General features: G+C 64.8%; 22 protein-coding genes. 11 read left to right on the forward strand and 11 right to left on the reverse strand.

The genetic code is table 11. The features are described from left to right. Window positions 1-350 precede the first annotated feature (350 nt). The 3 genes from HNS03_RS10260 to HNS03_RS10270 all read left to right on the forward strand — a co-directional run bounded on the left by HNS03_RS10260 (window position 351) and on the right by HNS03_RS10270 (window position 2,377). Entirely contained in the window at window positions 351-920 is a 570-nt protein-coding gene (locus tag HNS03_RS10260; protein ID WP_367195073.1) for a helix-turn-helix domain-containing protein, read from the forward strand. A gap of 9 nt (window positions 921-929) precedes the next feature. Further along, the gene (locus HNS03_RS10265; RefSeq protein ID WP_367195075.1) at window positions 930-1,463 is read left to right on the forward strand and encodes an N-acetyltransferase family protein; all 534 of its coding nucleotides are present in this window, start codon (window positions 930-932) and stop codon (window positions 1,461-1,463) included. A 209-nt stretch (window positions 1,464-1,672) separates the two neighbouring features. Next, window positions 1,673-2,377, forward strand: a complete 705-nt coding sequence (locus HNS03_RS10270) for a glutathione S-transferase N-terminal domain-containing protein (RefSeq protein WP_367195077.1) — start codon at window positions 1,673-1,675, stop codon at window positions 2,375-2,377. Between the two features lie 99 nt (window positions 2,378-2,476). On the opposite strand, the gene HNS03_RS10275 is transcribed toward HNS03_RS10270, so the two are convergent. From HNS03_RS10275 to HNS03_RS10285, 3 genes are all read right to left on the reverse strand, one after another. Next, entirely contained in the window at window positions 2,477-3,229 is a 753-nt protein-coding gene (locus HNS03_RS10275) for a carbonic anhydrase (protein WP_367195078.1), read from the reverse strand. Window positions 3,230-3,303: 74 nt separating this feature from the next. Then, a complete protein-coding gene (locus HNS03_RS10280) occupies window positions 3,304-3,924 on the reverse strand; it encodes a glutathione S-transferase family protein (protein ID WP_367195080.1) in 621 nt (206 codons plus the stop codon). Window positions 3,925-3,992: 68 nt separating this feature from the next. Further along, window positions 3,993-4,772: a glucose 1-dehydrogenase gene (locus tag HNS03_RS10285; RefSeq protein ID WP_367195082.1), complete on the reverse strand. Its 780-nt coding sequence runs from the start codon at window positions 4,770-4,772 to the stop codon at window positions 3,993-3,995. A 166-nt stretch (window positions 4,773-4,938) separates the two neighbouring features. On the opposite strand from HNS03_RS10285, the gene HNS03_RS10290 reads away from it, so the two are divergent. Further along, on the forward strand, window positions 4,939-5,775 hold the full coding sequence (locus HNS03_RS10290; RefSeq protein WP_367195084.1) for a DUF3108 domain-containing protein: 837 nt from the start codon (window positions 4,939-4,941) through the stop codon (window positions 5,773-5,775). A 15-nt stretch (window positions 5,776-5,790) separates the two neighbouring features. Here the strand turns inward: HNS03_RS10290 and HNS03_RS10295 are convergent, their stop codons facing one another. Next, window positions 5,791-6,561, reverse strand: a complete 771-nt coding sequence (locus tag HNS03_RS10295; protein WP_367195086.1) for a TSUP family transporter — start codon at window positions 6,559-6,561, stop codon at window positions 5,791-5,793. 277 nt (window positions 6,562-6,838) lie between these two features. Between HNS03_RS10295 and pheT the strand changes: the two genes are divergently transcribed. The 4 genes from pheT to folD all read left to right on the forward strand — a co-directional run bounded on the left by pheT (window position 6,839) and on the right by folD (window position 11,013). Then, entirely contained in the window at window positions 6,839-9,253 is a 2,415-nt protein-coding gene (gene pheT / locus HNS03_RS10300) for a phenylalanine--tRNA ligase subunit beta (protein WP_367195088.1), read from the forward strand. A 116-nt stretch (window positions 9,254-9,369) separates the two neighbouring features. Beyond that, the gene (locus HNS03_RS10305) at window positions 9,370-9,660 is read left to right on the forward strand and encodes a YggT family protein (RefSeq protein ID WP_367195089.1); all 291 of its coding nucleotides are present in this window, start codon (window positions 9,370-9,372) and stop codon (window positions 9,658-9,660) included. Then, window positions 9,657-10,022, forward strand: coding sequence for a DUF167 family protein (locus HNS03_RS10310; RefSeq protein WP_367195090.1), 366 nt, complete (start codon window positions 9,657-9,659; stop codon window positions 10,020-10,022). Before HNS03_RS10305 ends, HNS03_RS10310 begins: the two co-directional genes overlap by 4 nt. A 91-nt stretch (window positions 10,023-10,113) precedes the next feature. Then, window positions 10,114-11,013 (forward strand): bifunctional methylenetetrahydrofolate dehydrogenase/methenyltetrahydrofolate cyclohydrolase FolD, encoded by a 900-nt coding sequence (gene folD, locus HNS03_RS10315; RefSeq protein WP_367195092.1) that lies wholly within the window; start codon window positions 10,114-10,116, stop codon window positions 11,011-11,013. Window positions 11,014-11,376: 363 nt separating this feature from the next. On the opposite strand, the gene egtD is transcribed toward folD, so the two are convergent. The 6 genes from egtD to HNS03_RS10345 all read right to left on the reverse strand — a co-directional run bounded on the left by egtD (window position 11,377) and on the right by HNS03_RS10345 (window position 16,557). Further along, a complete protein-coding gene (egtD, locus tag HNS03_RS10320) occupies window positions 11,377-12,360 on the reverse strand; it encodes an L-histidine N(alpha)-methyltransferase (protein WP_367195094.1) in 984 nt (327 codons plus the stop codon). 63 nt (window positions 12,361-12,423) lie between these two features. Then, complete coding sequence (gene egtB, locus HNS03_RS10325) at window positions 12,424-13,704, reverse strand: ergothioneine biosynthesis protein EgtB (protein ID WP_367195096.1); 1,281 nt, start codon at window positions 13,702-13,704, stop codon at window positions 12,424-12,426. Between the two features lie 171 nt (window positions 13,705-13,875). Further along, on the reverse strand, window positions 13,876-14,064 hold the full coding sequence (locus HNS03_RS10330) for a Trm112 family protein (protein ID WP_367195097.1): 189 nt from the start codon (window positions 14,062-14,064) through the stop codon (window positions 13,876-13,878). A gap of 41 nt (window positions 14,065-14,105) precedes the next feature. Next, window positions 14,106-14,783 (reverse strand): LON peptidase substrate-binding domain-containing protein, encoded by a 678-nt coding sequence (locus HNS03_RS10335; RefSeq protein WP_367195099.1) that lies wholly within the window; start codon window positions 14,781-14,783, stop codon window positions 14,106-14,108. Window positions 14,784-14,921: 138 nt separating this feature from the next. Continuing rightward, complete coding sequence (gene trxA, locus HNS03_RS10340; protein WP_367195101.1) at window positions 14,922-15,878, reverse strand: thioredoxin; 957 nt, start codon at window positions 15,876-15,878, stop codon at window positions 14,922-14,924. A gap of 160 nt (window positions 15,879-16,038) precedes the next feature. Then, window positions 16,039-16,557, reverse strand: a complete 519-nt coding sequence (locus tag HNS03_RS10345; protein WP_367195102.1) for a prolyl-tRNA synthetase associated domain-containing protein — start codon at window positions 16,555-16,557, stop codon at window positions 16,039-16,041. A 431-nt stretch (window positions 16,558-16,988) separates the two neighbouring features. On the opposite strand from HNS03_RS10345, the gene HNS03_RS10350 reads away from it, so the two are divergent. The 3 genes from HNS03_RS10350 (at window position 16,989) to HNS03_RS10360 (ending at window position 19,243) form a co-directional block, all read left to right on the forward strand. Continuing rightward, window positions 16,989-17,870: a hypothetical protein gene (locus HNS03_RS10350; protein ID WP_367195103.1), complete on the forward strand. Its 882-nt coding sequence runs from the start codon at window positions 16,989-16,991 to the stop codon at window positions 17,868-17,870. Next, on the forward strand, window positions 17,870-18,286 hold the full coding sequence (locus HNS03_RS10355; RefSeq protein WP_367195105.1) for a hypothetical protein: 417 nt from the start codon (window positions 17,870-17,872) through the stop codon (window positions 18,284-18,286). Before HNS03_RS10350 ends, HNS03_RS10355 begins: the two co-directional genes overlap by 1 nt. Before the next feature lie 75 nt (window positions 18,287-18,361). Then, the gene (locus tag HNS03_RS10360) at window positions 18,362-19,243 is read left to right on the forward strand and encodes a hypothetical protein (RefSeq protein WP_367195107.1); all 882 of its coding nucleotides are present in this window, start codon (window positions 18,362-18,364) and stop codon (window positions 19,241-19,243) included. A gap of 406 nt (window positions 19,244-19,649) precedes the next feature. Here HNS03_RS10360 and HNS03_RS10365 read toward each other — a convergent pair whose 3' ends face one another. Then, window positions 19,650-20,078: a (deoxy)nucleoside triphosphate pyrophosphohydrolase gene (locus tag HNS03_RS10365; RefSeq protein ID WP_367195314.1), complete on the reverse strand. Its 429-nt coding sequence runs from the start codon at window positions 20,076-20,078 to the stop codon at window positions 19,650-19,652. Window positions 20,079-20,134 lie beyond the last annotated feature (56 nt).

The following is a 20,134-nucleotide window of genomic DNA, read 5'->3' on the forward strand; positions in this document are numbered from 1 at the left end:
CAGACGGAAAACCGGTTCCCACTTTTCCTGAAATTCGCGAAGCCAGCGCGCGACCGCGCGCCGGCCGGAGGCCGCCCAGTCCGGAGCGAAGCGGCGAAGCCGCGACAGCGTGAGGACATATCTTTCAACGCAATTTAAGACGGAAAACCGGTTCCCACTTTTCCTGAAATTCGCGAAGCCAGCGCGCGACCGCGCGCCGGCCGGAGGCCGCCCAGTCCGGAGCGAAGCGGCGGAGCCGCGACAGCGTGAGGACATATCTTTCAACGCAATTTAAGACGGAAAACCGGTTCCCACTTTTCCTGAAATTGCTCTTATTGACAGCGCCCGCCAATTGCCCGAATTTCCCATATATGGGAAATTCTCTCGAGATTGAACCCACTGATCGCCGGATTGCCGACAGCCTGCGGACACTGCGCGCCGAGCGCGGCTGGTCGCTGGACGCGCTCGCCCGGCAAACCGGCGTCAGCCGAGCCACGCTGTCCCGCCTGGAAAACGCGGAAGTGAGTCCGACAGCGGCGGTGCTCGGCAAGCTCTGCGCTGCCTACGGCCTCACGCTGTCCCGGCTGATGCTTCTGGCCGAGGGCGATTTCACCCCACTGATTGCGCGCGACGAGCAGACCGTCTGGCTGGATCCGGAAACCGGCTTTCGCCGCCGCCTGGTTTCCCCACCAGCGCAGATGCTCGCCGGCGAGGCGATCGAAGGCGAAATCCCGCCGGCGACCCGACTTAGCTACGACGCGCCACCGCGACCGAGCCTGGAACACCATCTGGTGATGCTGGACGGCCGGCTGACTCTGACCGTGGACGGCGCGACCTACGCCCTCAGCCCGGGCGACTGCCTGCGCTATCGGCTTCTCGGTCCGAGCAGCTTCGAAACGCCCGCCGAGACCGGCGCCCGCTATCTCCTTTTCCTGGTGTGAGATCGTGCGATGACCGAACCTGCCACTGTCTTGTCCATCGTCTCGCCGGAGCTGTTCGACGCCAAGCTCCCCGGCCTTGCCGCGCTGTTGCATGCTTGCGTGATGGCGGGCGCCAGCGTGAACTTCGTGCTGCCGTTCTCCGAAATCGAGGCGGAGACCTTTTTTGAAAACAAGGTGCGCGGCCCGGTCGTCACCGGCACCCGAATCCTCTGGATCGCCGAGCTTGAGGGCCGGATCGTCGGCACCGTGCAACTGGACACCGACACGCCGCCGAACCAGCCACACCGGGCGGAGGTCACCAAGCTGCTGGTTCATCCCGATGTGCGCCGGCGCGGCATCGCCCGCGAATTGATGGCCGCGCTGATAGACCATGCGAGCCCTCTCGGGCGCACGCTCCTCACTCTGGACACGCGCACCGGGGACGCCGCCGAACCGCTCTACACCTCGTTAGGTTTCGTGACCGTCGGCACCATTCCCGGCTATTGCCGCGATCCATTCGAAAACCGCCTGGACGCGACGACGCTGATGTACAAACAGCTTTGACGGATCGCGACCGGGCCGGGACGAAACCAATTCCCCCGCAAATTCGTGGCGAAAGCCGCCTTCCACTTTTCCCGGATTTGCACGGACCCGGGATCTCGCCTCGCGCCGCGATCTCTGATCTAACGGAACCAAGCCCGCGACGGTCCCGTTTCGCGTCGTCCCCTCCCCGGCGACCGCGGGCCGACCTTCACGCGATTGGAGCCTCCCCCATGACCGATCTTTCCGCCTTTCCGATCACCGGCCGCTGGCCAGCCGCGCATCCCGATCGCCTGCAGCTTTATTCCTTCCCGACACCGAACGGCGTGAAAGTCTCGATCGCGCTGGAAGAAACCGGTGTTCCCTACGAGGCGCACACCGTCGCGATCACCAAGAACGAGACCTGGACGCCGGAATTCCTCGCGCTCAATCCGAACGGCAAGATCCCCGCGATTATCGATCCGGACGGACCCGGCGGAAAGCCGCTCGCTTTGTTCGAGTCCGGTGCGATCCTGGTCTATCTCGCCGACAAGACCGGCAAGCTGGTGCCGAGCGATCCGGCCTTGCGCTACGAGACCATCCAGTGGGTGTTCTTCCAGATGGGCCACATCGGACCGATGTTCGGCCAGCTCGGCTTCTTCTACAAATTCGCCGGCAAGGACATTGAGGACAAGCGACCGCTGGAGCGCTACGTCAACGAGGTGAAGCGGCTTCTCGGCGTGCTGGAAACCCGTCTGGACGGCCGGGACTGGATCATGGGCGACGACTACACCATCGCCGACATCTCGATGATGGGCTGGGTCCGCGGCCTGGTGCAGTTCTATGAGGCCGGCGACATCGTCGGCTACGACGAGCTCAGCAGAGTGCCGGCCTGGCTGGAGCGCTGCCTCGCACGCCCGGCGGTCGAGCGTGGGTTGCAGATCCCGCCGCGCGGATAGCGGCCTGAAAAGCTGCCAGCCAATCCGGAAAAGGATCGATCACGGTGATTTCGGCACAATCCAATCCGCGCTCACCGTGATCCCATCTTCATAGGCCGCTCAGATCAGCTCGACCTTGCCGGTCGCGATGTCGTAGATGCCGCCGACGACCTTGACCTTGCCGGTCGAGACCGCCTCTTCCACGATCGGCGTTGCCTTCTCCAGCTTTTGCACATTGTAGACGACGTTCGCCTTTGTCGCCGCCGCCAGCGGATCGGCGGGCTTTTCGGCAAGCGCCTTCTGCACGCCCGGCTTCAGGTTGGCGATCAGCTCCGGCAGATGACCCGGCAGTTCAGTGCCGTCCTGGACGACCTTGATGGTGGCATCGACCGCGCCGCAGCCGGAGTGGCCGAGCACCATCAAAAGCGGGATGCCGAGCACGGCCACACCATATTCGATGCTGGCGAGGCCGCTGACATCCACGAAATTGCCCGCGACCCGGACCACGAACAGCTCCCCCGGCCCCTGATCGAAGGCGAGTTCCGGCGCCACACGGGAATCGGCGCAGGAGATCAGGCCCGCGAACGGATACTGAGCCTGGGCCCGCGCGGCCCGGCCGGCGGAAAGGTCGCGGTTCATGGCGGTGTTGGCCACGTAGCGGCCGTTTCCATCCATGAGCTGCTTCAGCGCCTCGTCGGGGCTGATATCGTTCGGACGGGCCGCAGGCGCCTCGGTGGAGGACTGGGCGGCCGCCGGGATCACCTGCCCGGCAAGAAACGCAGTCGATGCGGCGCCGAGGCCGAGACCAAACAACCCGCGCCGCGTATAAGCCAGTTCGTGATCGTTGCACATAATGGCGATGTCCTCCTGCATCGCCCCGGTTCGGGGCGAGAGAAAGATACACCATTAAATGTGACGGGTTGCCGAGATTCGGAGGCGGACGCCCGTCAACCCTGCTGGCCGGCAAGCGCCCGTTGCACGGCCGGACGTTCGCCCATCCGCCGGAAATGATCGGCGACCTTTGGATAGTCGGCGATGTCGACGTTGTCGTCCCCGAGCCAACTTGAAATCGTATACAGATAAGGATCGCAGATCGAATAGCGCTCGCCCATGACCCACGGGCCCTGCAGGAAGCTCTCCTCGATCAGCGCATAACAGGCAGCCATGGTCTCCGGCACCTTCGCCTGCAGAGCCTCGATCGCCGCCGGATCGTCGGTCCAGCGGATCGCGCGGCGACCGTGCGCGTGCGCCACATGCACCGTGGAGCACAGATAGCTGTTGAAGGACTGCGCGCGGGCAAAGGCGGACGGATCGTCGAGCGGCGCCAGCTCGGCTTCGGGATGGGTCTGGGCCACCCAGGCAAGCAGCGCCGGCGTTTCGGTCAATACGGCGTCTTCGGTGACGAGCGAAGGAACCCGGCCCTTGGGATTGATCGCGAGATAGTCCGGCGAGCGCTGCTCGGTGTTGGCAAAATCCACCCGCCGCAACGTGTAGTCGGCGCCCGCTTCCTCCAGCGCGATGTGGGTCGCCAGCGCACACGTACCCGGCGAATAAAACAGCGTCACCATTTGATCGAAGCTCCTTGCGCAAGCGGGGGCGACGGGCCGATCCCGCCGCCACCGGATCTCGCGGGAGACTATTGCGCGGTGTAGCCGCCGTCGATGACGAGTTCCGCGCCAGTGACGAATTTCGACTCGTCGGAGGCGAGATAGAGCACCCCGTAGGCGATGTCGTTGGGCTCGCCGACATGGCCGATCGGATGCAGCGCGTCGAGCGCCTTGCGGCCTTCCTCCACGCCGCCGTTGTCGCGCAGATAGTTCTCCACCATCGGCGTCCAGATATAGCCCGGATGCACCGAGTTGACCCGGATGCCGAGCCGGTTGTTGGCGCAATAGAGCGCGACTGACTTAGTATAGATCCGCACGCCGCCCTTGGAGGCGTTGTAGGCGCCGAGATTGGGATCGCCGACCAGACCTTCGATCGAAGACAGGTTGACGATCGAGCCCATGGTCTGCGGCTTGTTGGCCTTCATGGCGCGAATGGCGTGCTTGGTGCCGAGGAAAACGCCGTCGAGGTTGATGGACATCAGCCGGCGCCAGTCCTCAAGCGTCTGTTCCTCCGGCGCGCAGCCAACGCCGATGCCGGCATTGTTGACCACCACGTCGAGCCGGCCGAAGCGGTCCACGGCCTTGGCGACCACGTTTTCCCACTGAGCCTCGTCGGCGACGTCGTGGTGCAGATAGATCGCCTCGCCGCCGGCGTCGGTGATCGCCTTGGCGACGGCCTCGCCCGGCTGGTCCTGGATGTCGGTGATGACGATCTTGGCGCCTTCGGCCGCCATCAGGCGCACCATCGCCTCCCCCAGGCCGACCGAGCCGCCCGTCACCAGCGCCACCTTGTCCTGCACGCGTCCCATACCGATTCTCCTATCTGCCTTCGGCGCCCTCGAAGCGCCCATCCCTGTTGGCGAACGATCCCAAAGCCGGCGCCGTTCCACCTTGAAACGGATCAATCACGCCCTCGATTTGGCCAAGTTGAGACATTTACTCCGCTTCGTGCACCTGAAAGGATTTCCGCTGACGATGACGCCCCTTTCTCGCCGGCTGCGCGCGCCGCGTACCCTGGCCAACGCCGCCGTCCTGCTCCTTGTCTGCGGGCTGGCGCATCCAGCCGCAGCCGCGACCTTCGACAGCCATTTCGACATTTCCATCGCCGGCTTCCTGATCGGCGAATCGCGTGTCCATGCCGAAATCACCGACGGCACCTACAAGTTGACCGGCGAGGGCAAGGCGAGCGGGCTGAGCCGCATCATCACCGATGCGCGCGGCACCGCCCGCGGGTCCGGCCGTCTTGCCGGCGAGCGTGTCGTCCCGGCCTCCTACGGCTACGTTTGGGAGGAGAGCGACGACCGCCAGACCCTTGCCATGGAGCTCAACGGCAACAGGGTGACCAAGCTGACCGTCGATCCGCCGGAGGAGGACAAGCCGCCGGAACCCGATCGGGTGGTGCTGACGGACGCCGACAAGCGCGGCATCACCGATCCCGTCTCCGCGTTGGTCTGGAAGGCGCAAGCCCCTGTCGACAACGCGGTCTGCGATCGCACCGTGCCGATCTTCGACGGCGAGCAGCGCTACGACGTCAAGCTCTCTTTCAAGCGCCGAGACAGCTACGACGGCGGTCGCAAGGCCTATGACGGTGTCGTGTTCGTCTGCCGGATCGACTACACGCCGATCGCCGGCCACCGAAAGAACAAGCGCGAAATTCGCGAACTCCGGGACAATGACGGCATGGAGGTCTGGCTCGCGCCGCTTCCCGAGCCGGGTGGCGACGCCGTCTACATGGTGCCTGTGCGCATCAAGATCCCGACGCGGTTCGGGCTCCTGGACATCGCAATGGACCGCCTCGCCGTTGCGCCGTGACGGCCGGCGAAGGTCTCAGACGAGGCCGGCCTCCAACGCTCGCAGGACCAGGGAGATCCCGACCGCCGCGAGCACGACGTTGATCACCAACCGAAGCCGGGCGACCGACAGCCGGTTGCGCAGCCGCACCCCGATCTGCTGGCCCAGGAGCGACGGCAGGCAGCACAAAATGCCGACCAAAAGCTCGCCGCGCCCGAACAGGCCGAGCAGGAACAGGCCGCCGCTGATCAGCGACATGGTGATGAAGAACATCACCGATGTGATCAGCGCGAACGCCGCCCGCTCGACGCGGTAGGCGATCAGCACCGGCAGCGAGGGAAAGCCGACGAAGGAGGTGGTTCCGGCCGCAAGGCCCGACACCAGCCCCGTGAGCGCCAGCACGCTCTGGTGCGGCGGCGGCTTCAACGGCGGATGAAAGCCGGCGATCTGGGTGACGGCGAACACCGCTAGGAAGACGCCGATCACCGCCTGCAGAGTGTCCTGATCGAGCGCGGCAAAGACGTTCAAGCCCGCCACGAGCCCGAGCGCCAATAGCAGATAGAACAGCCGGTAGGTCTTCAGCTCGCCAACCGCCTGCCGGCTCGTCCAAGCCTGGAAGATGTTGGAGGCGAACGCCGGGATCGTCGCGACCGCGATGGCGCTCGGTACCGGGAGCAGCAAGGCGCCGAGCGAGACCGTGACCATCGGCTGGCCGAACGAGGCGGCCCCTTTCACGAAGCCTCCCGCCACGTAGAGGACGCAGAGCACGGCTACGACCGTGAGCGTGTAGGGGCTGTCGGTGGGCATGAGACGCTTGACCTGGAAACGGTCGTGGCCGGCGACCGGGAAACACTGTCGCAACCGGCGACCTGAAACGGCACTGAAGGAGAATTGAGCCGCAGTGTCCTTGTCGCGCGTCGCCAGGTCCGGATCAATGCCACACACACAATCCAGCAATGCGCGAGGTGCGTGGCACCGCGATTGACGACGGCAATTCCGATCGTCGGGTGACAGAGGGAACGAAAATGATCTAGATCAGGCTCGCGTACGCACTGCTCCGCCCTCACGCTCAAGTGTTTCCACGATGAAGTTCACTCTGTCCTGGCTGAAGGACCACCTCGAAACCGACGCCTCGCTCGAGACGATCGTGTCCACGCTGACCATGATCGGCCTGGAGGTCGAAGAGGTCACCGACACGGCGACGGCGCTCGCCCCGTTCGTGATCGCCAAGGTGATCTCCGCCGACCAGCATCCGAACGCCGACCGGCTTCGGGTCTGCATGGTCGACACCGGCGCCGGCGATCCGGTCCAGGTGGTCTGCGGCGCCCCCAACGCACGCGCCGGCATGACCGGCGTGTTCGCCGCGCCGGGCACCCACGTGCCGGGCACCGGCGTCGACCTGAAGATCGGCGCGATCCGCGGCGTGGAAAGCCGGGGCATGCTCCTGTCGGAGCGCGAGCTCGGGCTGTCGGACGAACACTCTGGCATCATCGACCTTCCCGATGACGCCCCCAAGGGCACGCCTTACGCAGCCTGGGCCGGGCTCGACGATCCGGTGATCGAAATCGCGATCACGCCGAATCGCGCCGACTGCCTGGGGGTATCCGGCGTCGCGCGCGATCTCGCCGCCGCCGGTCTCGGCACCTTCAAGGACGCGCCCGTACCGGCCGTTCCCGGCACCGGCCCCTGCCCGGTCGGCGTGACGCTGTCCTTCCCCGAGGGCGATCCGCTCTGCCCGGCGTTCGCGCTGCGCAAGGTCACGGGCGTGAAGAACGGCCCCTCCCCGGAATGGCTGCGCAACCGGCTGACGGCGATCGGGCTTCGGCCGATCAACGCCCTGGTCGATATCACCAACCTGTTGACCTACGACCGCAACCGACCGCTGCACGTGTTCGACGCCGCCAAGGTAAAGGGCGACCTCACCGTGCGCCGCGCCAAGGCCGGAGAGACCGTGCTCGCGCTAGACGGGCGCACTTACACCCTCGACGAGACCATGTGCGTCATCGCCGACGAACAGGGCGTGGAATCGGTTGCCGGCGTGATGGGCGGCGAAGAGACCGGCTGTTCGGAAGACACCACCGAGGTGCTGATCGAATCGGCGCTGTGGGATCCGCTGTCGATTGCCCGCACCGGACGGGCGCTGAACCTGGTCTCAGATGCCCGCTTCCGGTTCGAGCGCGGCATCGACCCGGCCTTCACGCTGCCGGGGATCGAGCTTGCCACGGCGCTGGTCATGGAGCTGTGCGGCGGCACGCCGTCGGAGGTGGTGCTCGCTGGTGAGGTCCCGGTCGCGCAACACACCGTCGCCTTCCCCGTCGCCGAGGTCGAGCGGCTGTCCGGGCTTGCCGTGCCCAGCGAGCGTATCGTTGCGATCCTGACCGCGCTCGGTTTCGAGGTCGCCGGCTCGGGCGATACGCTCGATGTGACGGTGCCAAGCTGGCGTGCCGACGTCGAAGGCAAGGCCGACCTGGTGGAAGAGGTTGTCCGCATCGTGGGCGTCGACGAGATCCCGACCCAGCCGATGCCGCGGCTCTATCCCGTTGCCCGGAAAGTGCTGACGCCGCTTCAAGTGCGCACCCGCCAGGCCCGGCGCACGCTTGCTGCGCGCGGCTTCGTGGAGGCGATCACGTGGTCGTTCGTCTCCAAGCCGGAAGCGGACGCCTTCGGCGGCGGCGCGGCGGAGCTCGCGCTGGCCAATCCGATCGCCAGCGATCTCTCCGATATGCGGCCGAGCCAGGTGCCCGGCCTGGTGCGCGCGCTGCAGAAGAATGCCGATCGCGGCATGGCCGATCAGCCGCTGTTCGAGGTGGGCCAGGTGTTCCTGGGCGATCGACCGGAGGACCAGAAGACCGCGGCAACCGGTGTGCGCCGGGGCACCACGCGTCCCGGCGGAACCGGCCGCCACTGGTCGGGCAATTCCGGCCCCGTCGACGCCTTCGACGCCAAGGCCGATGCGCTGGCCGTGCTGGCTGCCGCCGGCGCCCCGGTGGAGCGGGTGCAGGTGACTCGCGACGCGCCGGACTGGATGCATCCCGGACGTTCCGGCACGCTGCGCCTCGGTCCGATCGTACTCGGCCACTTCGGCGAGCTGCACCCGACCGCGCTCGGCGTGCTGGACGCGGACGGGCCTGTGGTTGCCTTCGAGATCCATCTGGAGGCGGTGCCGGCGGCCAAGGCCAAGCCTACCAAGGCGAAACCGGCCCTCACCGTCAGCGACTTGATGCCCGTGCGACGCGATTTCGCGTTCGTGGTCGACGAGACGGCGGAGGCAGCCGACCTCCTGCGGGCGGCCCGCGGGGCGGAGAAAAACCTGATCACCGACGTGGACGTGTTCGACGTCTATCGCGGTACGGGAATCGAGAACGGCAAGAAATCGGTCGCCATCGAGATCACGCTGCAGCCGCGCGACCACACGCTGACCGACGAGGAGATCGACGCCGTCGGCGAGAAGGTGGTTGCGGCCGTCTCCAAGGCCACCGGCGGCATTTTGCGCGGCTAACCTCAAGTGGGCTAGCCTTGCGGCCGGCCCATACGACCGCTATGTGACGCCTGTTCAACCCGGCGCCGCCTCAAGCCGTGGCGGCGCTTCAGACTGATCCCGGTCGTGGAGCCCCCATGCTGTCGCTCATTCAGGTCCTTCTGCTCGCTATCAAGCTCTACACCTGGGTGATCATCGCAGCCGCGATCTTCTCCTGGCTCTACGCCTTCAACGTCGTCAATCCGCGCAACCAGTTCATCTCCATGATCGGCGATGCGCTCTATCGGATGACGGAGCCGGCGTTGCGACCGATCCGCTCGCTACTGCCGGATCTCGGCGGCATCGACATTTCGCCCATCATCCTGCTTCTGATCCTGTTCTTCCTGCAGCAGCTGATCGTGAACAACCTGGTGCCGCTGGTGCTGTGAGCCAGTCAGGCACTGGAGATCAGACCGACACGCAAGGGACCTGCTACGAGGCGAGCGCGGACGCCGTTACCGTTCGCGTGCGGCTGACGCCGAAGGCGGGCCGCGACGACATCGACGGCATCAAGTCACTCTCCGACGGATCGGTGGTCATGGCCGCGCGCGTGCGCGCCGTACCGGACAAGAACGCCGCCAACAAGGCGCTCGAAGCGTTGCTCGCCAAGCGGTTCGGTCTGGCGAAGACGGCGGTCGAGATACGCTCCGGCCACACCGCCCGGCTGAAGATCGTCCGTTTGTCCGGCGATCCGAGCGCCATCGTCGCGGCCATCGAACGGTTCGATTGCGAGACTTCCGGGTCGAAATGACCCGTCGTCATTGCGATCCGGCGATTCCCTACGAGGGGAAAACGGTCTAGGAAGATTGTATCCAATCTGTATCCATGGGAGAACGTCCGGCATGAGCGCCATGATCATCGACGGCAAGAGTCGCGCTGCCGCCCTCGACGCCAAGGTGGCTGAGGTGGTCGCAGGCCTGAAATCCGCGCACGGCCTCACCCCCGGCCTCGCGGTCGTCCTCGTCGGCGACGATCCGGCGAGCGACATCTATGTGACCAACAAGGTGAAACGCACGGAAGCCGCCGGAATGCGGTCGATCGAGCATCGGCTGCCGGCCGAGACCGGCGAGGCCGATCTGATCGCGCTGGTGGAGAGCCTGAACGCCGATCCGGAGGTCGACGGCATCCTGGTGCAGATGCCGCTTCCCAAGCACATCGATTCCGACCGGGTGGTGATGACCATTGATCCCGCCAAGGATGTCGACGGATTGCATCCAATGAACGCCGGTCTCCTGGTCCTTGGCCAGCCGGCGCTCGTCGCGTGCACGCCCCAGGGCTGCGTCGACCTCGCCAAGCAGGCGCGCGACGGCGATCTCTCCGGTCTCGACGCGGTGGTGATCGGCCGCTCGATCCTGGTCGGAAAGCCGGTGTCGCTGCTCTTGCAGAACGCCAACGCCACCGTGACGATGGCGCATTCACGCACCCGCAACCTGCCCGAGATCTGCCGGCGCGCCGACATCCTGGTCGCCGCCATCGGCCGACCGCACTACGTCAAGGGTGATTGGGTGAAGCCCGGCGCCACCGTCATCGACGTCGGCATCAACCGCATCCCGGCGCCCGAGCGCGGCGAAGGCAAGACCCGGATCGTCGGCGATGTGGACACCGAGGCCGCCAAGGCGGTCGCCGGCGCCATCACACCAGTGCCGGGCGGTGTCGGCCCGATGACCATCGGCTTCCTTTTGGTGAATACGGTCGTCGCCGCCTGCCGCCGGCGCGGCATCCCGGAGCCGAAAATCGCCTGATCGCCTGATCGAAGGGTGGGTTTTTGGTCCTGCGTGCGCACATGGAAAGAGCGGGGAATTGAGCTCCACAGCTCCCTCATCCTCCGCTCATTCCCGCGAAAGCGGGAATCCATAGGGCCTTTCGATTGCGCGCGGACTTGAGGGATAGGACGATTGTTTGACGGTGCCGAAGGCGTTCTAGAGCCTGTCAGCGTTTCACGGAAACGCTGACAGGCTCTAACCCTTTGTTTTGACGCATGTCCGGACGGCCAACCGGTTTCCACTTGGCGTGGACGTGCTCCAACGCGCCGCAGCCGAAGACTTCGGACTCACCACGGATGCCCGCTTTCGCGGGAATGAGCGGAGTGAAAAGCGAATTACGCCTCAGTCCGCCCGCAACAAATGCAGGCTGAACAGGCCGTCGGTGTCGCTCCAGACGGCCTCGCCCCGCCACCCGGCCCCGGCGGCGAGCGCCCGGAATTCCTCCGGCGCGTATTTGTGCGAACTCTCGGTGTGGATCGTCTCGCCCTTGGCAAAGGCGAACGGAACGCCGGCGACCTCGACGGTCTGCTCGCGGTCGGACACCAGATGCATCTCCACCCGGCTCTTTTCCGGCACGACGCGTGCCTCATGGTGGAAGGCGGACAGGTCGAACGTGCCGCCAAGTTCGCGGTTGATGCGGTTGAGGATGTTCTTGTCGAACGCAGCCGTCACACCGACCGGATCGTCATAGGCGGCGACCAGCCGGTTCGCATCCTTGCAGGAATCGACCCCAATCAAGAGCGCCTCCGCCCGGCTTTCCACCCGGAGGCGGGCCAGCAGCTCCTGGGCGGTCTGCGGATCGAAATTGCCGACGGTGGACCCAGGAAAGAACAGGACGCGCGGGCCGTCCGGCAGGTCCGACGGCATGGTGAAGGCGCCGGTGAAGTCAGCCACGACCGGCGCGACCAGGATCTCCGGATAGGCCGCACTGATGGTTTGGCCCAGGAAGATGAGCTGATCGGCGGCGATATCGACCGGCACATAGACCGCAACCCGCTCGCCGAGAGCGTCGAGGAGGAGGCGCACCTTGACCCCTTCCCCGCTTCCCGGCTCCACCAGGATCAAATTGTCGCCGAGACTGGCCGCGATCTCGTCGGCGCGGTTGGCCAGGACCTGCATCTCCATCCGGGTCGGATAGTAGGTGTCGACCTCGCAGATCGCCTCAAACAGCTTGGCGCCCAACGCGTCATAGAGCCATTTCGGCTCAAGCTGCTTCTGCGGCACCGAAAGACCGGCGATCACGGAGCGGGCGAAGTCGGCGTCGATATCAACATCGACGACGGCCTCCGCATCGCCTCCGAAGTCCTGGCTCGTGGCAAGCGTCATCGGCGTTTCCCTTGAAATCGATTGTGGTGTGGAGCGAGGGCCCTCGGTCGGTCGGAGGCCCGCTCAGGCATCCTTCGCCAGGCGCAGGCCGGAGAACTGCCAGCGCTGCTGGGGATGGAAGAAGTTGCGATAGCTTGCGCGCGCATGCGCACGCGGCGTTGCGCACGAGGCCCCGCGCAGGACCCACTGGTTCACCATGAATTTGCCGTTGTACTCGCCGATCGCCCCTTCCGGCGGCTTGAAGCCGGGATAGGGGCTGTAGGCGCTCTCGGTCCACTGCCAGACGTCGCCGAACATCTGGGTCAGTCCGTTCGCAAGCGCCGGCCGCGGTCGGAAATGGCCCCCCTCGACGAAGTTGCCATCGATCGGAACGGTGCTTGCGGCATGCTCCCATTCCGCCTCGCGCGGCAACCGCGCACCGGCCCAGCGCGCAAACGCGTCGGCCTCATAGTAGCTGATGTGCGCAACCGGTGCGTCAGGATCGACAGGCTGCGCACCGCGCAGGCCGAAACTCCACCAGGTGCCGTCCCGCTCGAACCAGTAAAGCGGCGCGGTCCAGCCTTCCCGCTCCCGGCAGGCCCAGCCATCCGAAAGCCACAGCGTCTGGGTGGCGTAACCGCCATCGTCCATGAAGGCGGACCATTCGCGGTTCGTCACCAGACGATCAGCAAGCGCGTAGGGCTCCAGATAGACCTTGTGGCGTGGACCTTCGTTGTCGAAGGCGAAACCGTCCCCGTCGTGGCCGATTTCGCACAGCCCGCCGTCAAAGCCGATCCATTCCGCCTCCGTCGCCGCGGCGGCCACCGGCAACGGCTCCGGCGCGTGGTAGGCGGGCTGCGTCGGATTGAACGAAAAGGCGTGCAGCAGGTCCGTCAGCAACAGTTCCTGGTGCTGCATCTCATGATGGCAGCCAAGCTCGACACGTGCAGAGATCGTGCCGGCGTGCTCGGCCGGCGGCGCGGCGAGAAGATCCGCGATCGCGCGATCGACGGCCTGGCGATAATCCCAGACGTCACCGACGGTCGGTCGCGAGATCAGGCCGCGATGCGGCCGGGAAAACCGCGATCCGGCCTGCACGTAGTAGGAATTGAAAAGATAAAGATAGCGCTCGTCGAAGAAGCGATAGCCGGGCACGAACGGTGCCAGCACGAACTGCTCGAAGAACCAGGTCGTGTGAGCAAGGTGCCATTTCGCCGGACTGGCGTCCTCCATGGATTGGAGAACCAGGTCTTCCGGGCCGAGCCCTTCGACCAGGAAAAGCGAACGCTCGCGGGTGCGCGAAAACAGCGCCGCAGCGTCCGAAACGGTCGCAACGGCGACGGGATGGGCTCTCGATCCGGCCACGATGGGTCTCCGTTGCCGTTGGTGCGTCTCAACCGTCGTCCCCTACATGGGGTCGAAGACCGATGTGTCGAGAGTGCAGATACGGGAAAAAAGTTCCCTGCTTTGCCGAATTATACGTCGCGCCCCGAAAATGCAGGCGGAAATTCGGCACATTTTTTTCGGACGTCGCCCTCAATCTTCCAGCGCACGGGCCTCGTCGGGGAGCATGATCGGAATGCCGTCGCGGATCGGATAGGCAAGTTTCGCCGCCCGCGAAATCAGCTCCTGATGCTCCGCATCATATTCCAGCGTGGTCTTGGTGAGCGGGCAGACCAGCATCTCTAGGAGCTTGGGATCCACTTTCCGCATTTCGCTGTTCATCGTCGTCTCCGAACCAATCCCCCCATGCAGGGGGCATATCGCTAGTTAAATGTGGGCACGTCGTCGCCGCCGCCGCGAGCAAGCTCGATCTCGGTCAGCGCGACCAGGGTCTCCGCGCGCGCCTTCAGATCGCTCGCCTCCAAAAGCGCCTGCTTCTCCGCCGGGCCGAAAGGGCTCATGGTGGCGAGCGTGTTCACCAACGCTTCGTTGGAGGCCTCGCGCACGCTGCTCCAGTCCGCCTCAAGGTCGTGCGCGGTGAGATAGTCCTGAAACGCCTTTAACACCGCATCGCGATCGACCTCGCCGTCCCCGCTCTCGGCAACGAGATCGGATGCAAACGGATCAATCGCAATCCGGCACATGCGGTAGGGCGTCGCCGTCTCCATCTCCTCCTCGATCCGGAAACGGGCGATGCCGGAAAGGGTGATCAGGTAGCGTCCGTCGCCGCTTTCCTGGAACGCCGTCAGACGCCCCAGGCAGCCGACCTCGCACAAGTCGGGATTCTCGTCGGATTCCTCGCTCGTATCGAAACGCGGCTGCACCATGCCGATCACCCGATCGGTCCTGAGCGCCGCGTCCACCATCGCGACATAGCGCGGCTCGAAGATGTTCAGCGGCAGCTGTACCCGTGGAAGCAACAGCGCTCCCGACAGCGGAAACACCGGCACGACGCTCGGCACGTCCGCCGCTCGCTCGTAGAGATGATTGCCGACTTGCATCGAAAAGAACCTTTTTCTGACGTCTTGCCGCCCCGACGGTCTTGCCGCCAAAGGCAGTACGACCGTCGTCGGATACCCGATCACCTACGGCGATTTCGGCCCGTTTCGAGCGATATCGCCAAGGTCGACCCGATCCGTTCAAGCGAACAAAATCGACGACATGCGCCGGCGGCCGGCAATGGTGGCCGGATCCTTCGGGCCCCAGGCCTCGAAGAAGGACAGAAGCCGCTGTTGGGCCGCCCCCTCGTTCCACTCCCGATCTGCCCGCATGATGGCGATGAGCTCGTTGACCGCCTCTTCGCGACGGCCGCGCCCGGCGAGCGCGACGGCAAGATCAAGCCTGGCCTGGTGGTTCGACGGATCCGCCGCGACGGCGGCTTCCAGGCTCGCCACGTCACCGGCTTCCTCCGCCTCGTCGATCAGCGCAAGGGCAGAATGGACCGGCGCCAACGCCGGATCGTCCACCAGCTCCGGCGGAATCATGCCCAAGGTTTCCCGCGCGCCGTCGATCTCGCCGGCATCGATCTGGCAAAGGGCGAGCCCGGCAACGGCGGCAATGGAATCCTGCTCGGCCTGCAGTGCAGCCATGTAAAGCTGGGCCGCGCCGCCCGGATCGCCGCTGGCGCGCAGCGCGTCGGCCTCGGCGATCATGTCGGCGGCCCCGGAACCCCCGCCGACCGGACCGGCGATCTGCTCGATGAACTGCTTGATCTGACCTTCCGGCAACGCGCCCATGAAGCCGTCCACCGGCTGGCCGTCCTTGAAGGCGATCACCGCCGGAATCGAGCGAATGCCGAGCTGCTGGGCGATCTGCGGCTCGTTGTCGATGTTCATCTTGACGAGCTTGACCGCGCCGCCAGCCTCCTGGACCACCTTCTCCAGCACCGGCGTGAGCTGCTTGCAGGGGCCGCACCACGGCGCCCAGAAATCGACCAGGACGGGGACCTGCTGCGAGGCTTCCAAAACCTCGGCGGCAAACGTGCTGGTGGTGGCGTCCACGATGGCGGCACTCATCGCGCCGCCGGCAGGTGCCGTCGTCCCCTTGTTCGCGATCTGCTGCCCGTCGCTTCCCAGAATGATCGGCGTGTCGCTCATGTGTCGATCCTATGTGTCGGCCGTTCGACGTCGCGTACTCATATATCGAAGACGGGGTTAGATCATGTTCGCGCCATGAATGCCATGGCGGCGTCCGACACGGTGGTCGACGCCCGCTACCCCCTCCGTTTCCTGGTCAGATAAGGGGTAGCCGCCCGCTTTACAAACCCGCGGCCAGGGCTTCCTGGGTCACAGCGATGATCTGAGGTGGGTGGCCGGCGTCGGTGAGGACCCGCACGAGGTCGTCGCGTTTGATGGACGTGGTGGCGGTATTTTCGAGCGGGTGGAAGTTCAGCACCTCATGAGCCATCAGCCCGGCGTCCAGCACCACCGTTACCCGGCCCTCAGCGTCGTTCACGATCCCGAACGGGGTCACGGAGCCCGGCGCGACACCCAAGAGCTCCATCAAGAGTTCCGGTTTGCCGAAGCTGACCCGGCCCTGGGCACCGATCCGGGTGTGGATGGTCTTCAGGTCGACGGTGGCGTCGGCGAGCACGGAGACCAGGAACACCCGATCCTTCTTGTCTTTCAAGAACAAGTTCTTGGAGTGCGCACCCGGAATGCGCTGGTGCAGGTCCTCTGATTCCTCGACGGTAAAGACGGCCTGATGGTCGAAGGTGGGCGCTTCGATACCGAAGGCGGACAGACGCGCGAGTAGGTCGGCGCGGGTAAGCGGCATAGCAATCCTCTAAGGCAGACCACGATCGTCAGCAGTCCTTCTTAGACCCGCACGGATGGGCTTCGCCAGAGACGCCATCTGTCATATTTGCGAGTGTTTCGCCGCATTGACCGACCTTCTCTCGCGCCGACCCTTCTGGCCGGACGGCCCGGCCCTGTCCGGAGTCCGGAACAGCCGCTAGCGCGACAGTCCCGACAAAGACAACGCCCCCCAGGACTGCGTCTCCGAGGGGCGTCACGATAGCAATGTCTCGTTGCATCTTAATAAGGGCGGAAGCAGACGCGCCGCTTGGTCCAGACCCGGCGGCCGATGTACGGATCGTAGACCTTGACCCGCTCGACCCGGCAGCGACGCGGCGGGTAGAAGCCGACATAGCCGGGGCCGAAACCGTAGTAGCCCGGGCCATGGCGGTGGCGGCCAGGGTACTTGCCATGACCATGGCCATGACCGCGATGCTTCTTCTTGACCTGGACGATCCGGCTCTCCGCCGAGCTTTCCAGGCTGGCGGCGCCGCTGAACGCGGGCGCGGCGTTGGCGGTGAGCGATCCCCCGCCCACGGCCAGGGCGTGGCCCCGTTCACGCCTGGCGCGCTCTTTGGTCCTTCCGATCCCGGCGGGTGGTACGACCCATCGGACATATCGACCCTTTGGCGCGACACATCCGGCACGGTCCCGGTGACGGCTGCGGGGCATACGGTGGGGCTGTATCTCGACAAACGGCTGTACGCGGGTCGCAGCACGGCCGAGATGACCGCGTTGTATGGCAGCGTCGCGTCCATCCCCGGCAACCATCGAACGCAAGCAACGTCTGGCTTCCGGCCTGCGTATGACACTACCTCGCTGCCCACGCCGACCCTCAACCACGACGGGACGGACGACTATATGTACGGCCCCTTGCCTATACCTCCGTCCATTGCGATGACCCACTTTTGGGTGGTGAACGTGCGGACGGGACGGGTTGCGTGGAACAACGCCAGGAGTCTCGTAACTCATGTGGGAAATTCCGGTGACGGGAGCGCGTCAATCGTCGGCTACTCGTCGGGCTCCATTTACCGAAACAACAACGGCGTGCCGCTCGCCACGCGGGGCGACGTTTACACTGCCATGATCGGCACCAACTACGGGATCGTAGAAGCGCGCGGATTGGTGCATGCCTCTGCCGCGACAACGATGGACTTCGGCTATCGGGCCAGCTTTTTGACTGGCATTGCCGCCAATATCGCCGAGGAAATCTACTGCCGCGAAGACGTAGCAGCCGCCTACCGCGCCAAAATCTATGCCTACCTGGCCGAGAAATGGGGAGTTACCATCTGATGCCGAATGCACTCATCATGTTTGTGTCCGCCGCCAACCGTGACACGGCGAACGCCGCCCTGGAGAATGTTGGCCTAGGGCCGAACAACATCAGCACGCCATATGCCTTGGCGGTCGCCCCGACTGTCGCGACCCACTACGCCAGTCACTGGGGCTCCATCTCGGCGGAGCAACAGGCCCTCATGGCAACGATGCTGAGTGGCGTGATGCCGACCGAGTATCTCGATGAGTTCGGGCGGCCAGCGGAGGCGACCTGGGACAACCCTACGGCGTCGGAAGCTTCCGCAGCCATGCTGTCGATTGTCAGCGACATGGTGACCTATCCCGACATCAACGCGTACTCGGCTCAGGTGCAGATGGTGGCGCTCGCGGAAGGCCAAGGCCTGGTCGCGATCGAACCCGACCAGATGACCTAGACGTTGTGGCCTGAACTTTGCCCTGCGAGCAATATTGCGTATATCGTGCGAATTGAACGAGAGGGGGAGTGCACAGTGGCTCGAGATATCAGGCTGGTCGCTCACAAAAAGAGCCTGCCCTTTGTGCGCAACGCGCTGAAGTTCATAGAGCGGCAGGCCGTCGAGTTGGTAGGCGATGCAGCATCGATACAGGAGCTGGAGCAGATAGACCAGATGCAGAGCGATGTCGGGTCAGCTGTCATTGTAGTGGGAGACCCATTCGGGCCGCCTCAGCGGCTGCCAGGGCGGAGGTACCTCTTCCTAAACCTTTCGGTGGTGAGTTTCGCTGGCGCTCCGTGGGACTACAGTTTGTCCGGAGCTAGAGTGATTGCTGCGAAACGGCGCGCATACATCCGGAAAATGGCAAGCTATGACATGCTCTTGGATTACCTGCCGCACCAAGCTGCATCCTTAGCTAGGAAGTTGCGCCGGAACGTCTCAGCGCTGCCCATTGCTGTGGACACCATCGAGACATTCCCACCTGAGTTCGATGTGTGTTTCGTCGGCTCGCGCAGCCCCAGACGAGAGCGAGTGCTATCTCGTCTGGGCAACATGGGGGTGCAAATGTCGCCAAGGAGCGGCGTGACTCTCGAGGATGTAACGCGGCGCTCGCGCTTGACGCTCAACGTTCATGCCCATCGCTCGAACCATCTCGAGACCCCTAGGATTGTAGGAGCGATTTCGTCCGGATCGGTGGTCGCGACAGAGCCGTGTTACGGCATGGCCGAAGCGTTTCCGCGGGAGATGTACCTAGAGGCCAGCATTGCCGACCTCCCAGCGACGGTCGCAAGTGCGCTCTCCACAGGTACGTATGACGAAATAGCTAACCGGGCCTCTGACTGGTACAGGTCGACCTACTATCCGGAGGCAGTGGCGGCTTGGCGGTCCGTGCTCTCCGGCTTGCTATCTAGTGCGTAGAAGACCAGGCGTCCCCACACCCGCACACAGAATGGGGGCGGCCTGCGCGCGCCTAAGTGACCGCCGTCACGACCCGCTTCAGATGGACAGGAAAACCTGTCCGGAGGTGATCGAGATCACTCCGGACAGGCCTTTTGTCCATTTTCGAAGCGAACACCGCTCGGTTTTGGCGCAAATTCGAAATGCCTCAAGTCTTTAGAGCGGGCCGCGGGCGGAAAACCGGTGCCCACTTTTCCTCATCCCGCTCAAGATCAACCCCTTCGGGCTCTTGTCCGAAGGGACGAGTTGATCGCTCTTTATGCGAGAGCGGGATGCGGGCGGAAAACCGGTGCCCACTTTTCCTCATCCCGCTCTAGCGACAAATCCGGCGCTCGCTCCAGACCCGCCGGCCGAGCGGCGGCGCGGATCACCCCAGAAGATCGATCAGGTGAGAGACCAGCGGCTCGTCCGCCGGCGGCATCGCCACGTCGCGCAGGGCCTTGGGGCGTACCCACCGCAAGGGCTGGCCCTCCATGCTCTGGGGCACACCTTCCCAGCGCCGGCACACATAGAGCGGCATCAAGAGATGGAAGTCGTCATAAGCGTGGCTGGCAAAGGTGAGCGGAGCCAGGCAGGGCTGGCGCACGGTAATGCCAAGTTCCTCGGCAAGCTCGCGCACCAGCGTCTCTTCCGGACGCTCTCCCGCCTCGACCTTGCCGCCGGGAAACTCCCAGAGGCCGGCGAGCGCTTTGCCCTCCGGACGCTGAGCGATCAGGATGCGCCCGTCGACATCGACGAGCGCACAGGCGACGACGAGCACCAGGCGAACCGGATCAGCGGCGCCATCCAAGTTCATCGGCACCGCATTTTTCTCCGAAGCGGGATGCGGGCGGAAAACCGGTGCCCACTTTT

Source organism: Amorphus sp. 3PC139-8, assembly GCF_040750475.1.
GTDB lineage: Bacteria > Pseudomonadota > Alphaproteobacteria > Rhizobiales > Amorphaceae > Amorphus.

Excerpts from the sequence above, each read along its gene's own strand:
- HNS03_RS10260 (WP_367195073.1), top strand. The coding sequence starts at position 351 with ATGGGAAATTCTCTCGAGATTGAACCCACTGATCGCCGGATTGCCGAC.
- HNS03_RS10265 (WP_367195075.1), top strand. The coding sequence starts at position 930 with ATGACCGAACCTGCCACTGTCTTGTCCATCGTCTCGCCGGAGCTGTTC.
- HNS03_RS10270 (WP_367195077.1), top strand. The coding sequence starts at position 1,673 with ATGACCGATCTTTCCGCCTTTCCGATCACCGGCCGCTGGCCAGCCGCG.
- HNS03_RS10275 (WP_367195078.1), bottom strand. The coding sequence starts at position 3,229 with ATGCAGGAGGACATCGCCATTATGTGCAACGATCACGAACTGGCTTAT.
- HNS03_RS10280 (WP_367195080.1), bottom strand. The coding sequence starts at position 3,924 with ATGGTGACGCTGTTTTATTCGCCGGGTACGTGTGCGCTGGCGACCCAC.
- HNS03_RS10285 (WP_367195082.1), bottom strand. The coding sequence starts at position 4,772 with ATGGGACGCGTGCAGGACAAGGTGGCGCTGGTGACGGGCGGCTCGGTC.
- HNS03_RS10290 (WP_367195084.1), top strand. The coding sequence starts at position 4,939 with ATGACGCCCCTTTCTCGCCGGCTGCGCGCGCCGCGTACCCTGGCCAAC.
- HNS03_RS10295 (WP_367195086.1), bottom strand. The coding sequence starts at position 6,561 with ATGCCCACCGACAGCCCCTACACGCTCACGGTCGTAGCCGTGCTCTGC.
- pheT (WP_367195088.1), top strand. The coding sequence starts at position 6,839 with ATGAAGTTCACTCTGTCCTGGCTGAAGGACCACCTCGAAACCGACGCC.
- HNS03_RS10305 (WP_367195089.1), top strand. The coding sequence starts at position 9,370 with ATGCTGTCGCTCATTCAGGTCCTTCTGCTCGCTATCAAGCTCTACACC.
- folD (WP_367195092.1), top strand. The coding sequence starts at position 10,114 with ATGAGCGCCATGATCATCGACGGCAAGAGTCGCGCTGCCGCCCTCGAC.
- egtD (WP_367195094.1), bottom strand. The coding sequence starts at position 12,360 with ATGACGCTTGCCACGAGCCAGGACTTCGGAGGCGATGCGGAGGCCGTC.
- HNS03_RS10330 (WP_367195097.1), bottom strand. The coding sequence starts at position 14,064 with ATGAACAGCGAAATGCGGAAAGTGGATCCCAAGCTCCTAGAGATGCTG.
- HNS03_RS10335 (WP_367195099.1), bottom strand. The coding sequence starts at position 14,783 with ATGCAAGTCGGCAATCATCTCTACGAGCGAGCGGCGGACGTGCCGAGC.
- trxA (WP_367195101.1), bottom strand. The coding sequence starts at position 15,878 with ATGAGCGACACGCCGATCATTCTGGGAAGCGACGGGCAGCAGATCGCG.
- HNS03_RS10345 (WP_367195102.1), bottom strand. The coding sequence starts at position 16,557 with ATGCCGCTTACCCGCGCCGACCTACTCGCGCGTCTGTCCGCCTTCGGT.
- HNS03_RS10350 (WP_367195103.1), top strand. The coding sequence starts at position 16,989 with ATGACCATGGCCATGACCGCGATGCTTCTTCTTGACCTGGACGATCCG.
- HNS03_RS10355 (WP_367195105.1), top strand. The coding sequence starts at position 17,870 with ATGCCGAATGCACTCATCATGTTTGTGTCCGCCGCCAACCGTGACACG.
- HNS03_RS10365 (WP_367195314.1), bottom strand. The coding sequence starts at position 20,078 with ATGAACTTGGATGGCGCCGCTGATCCGGTTCGCCTGGTGCTCGTCGTC.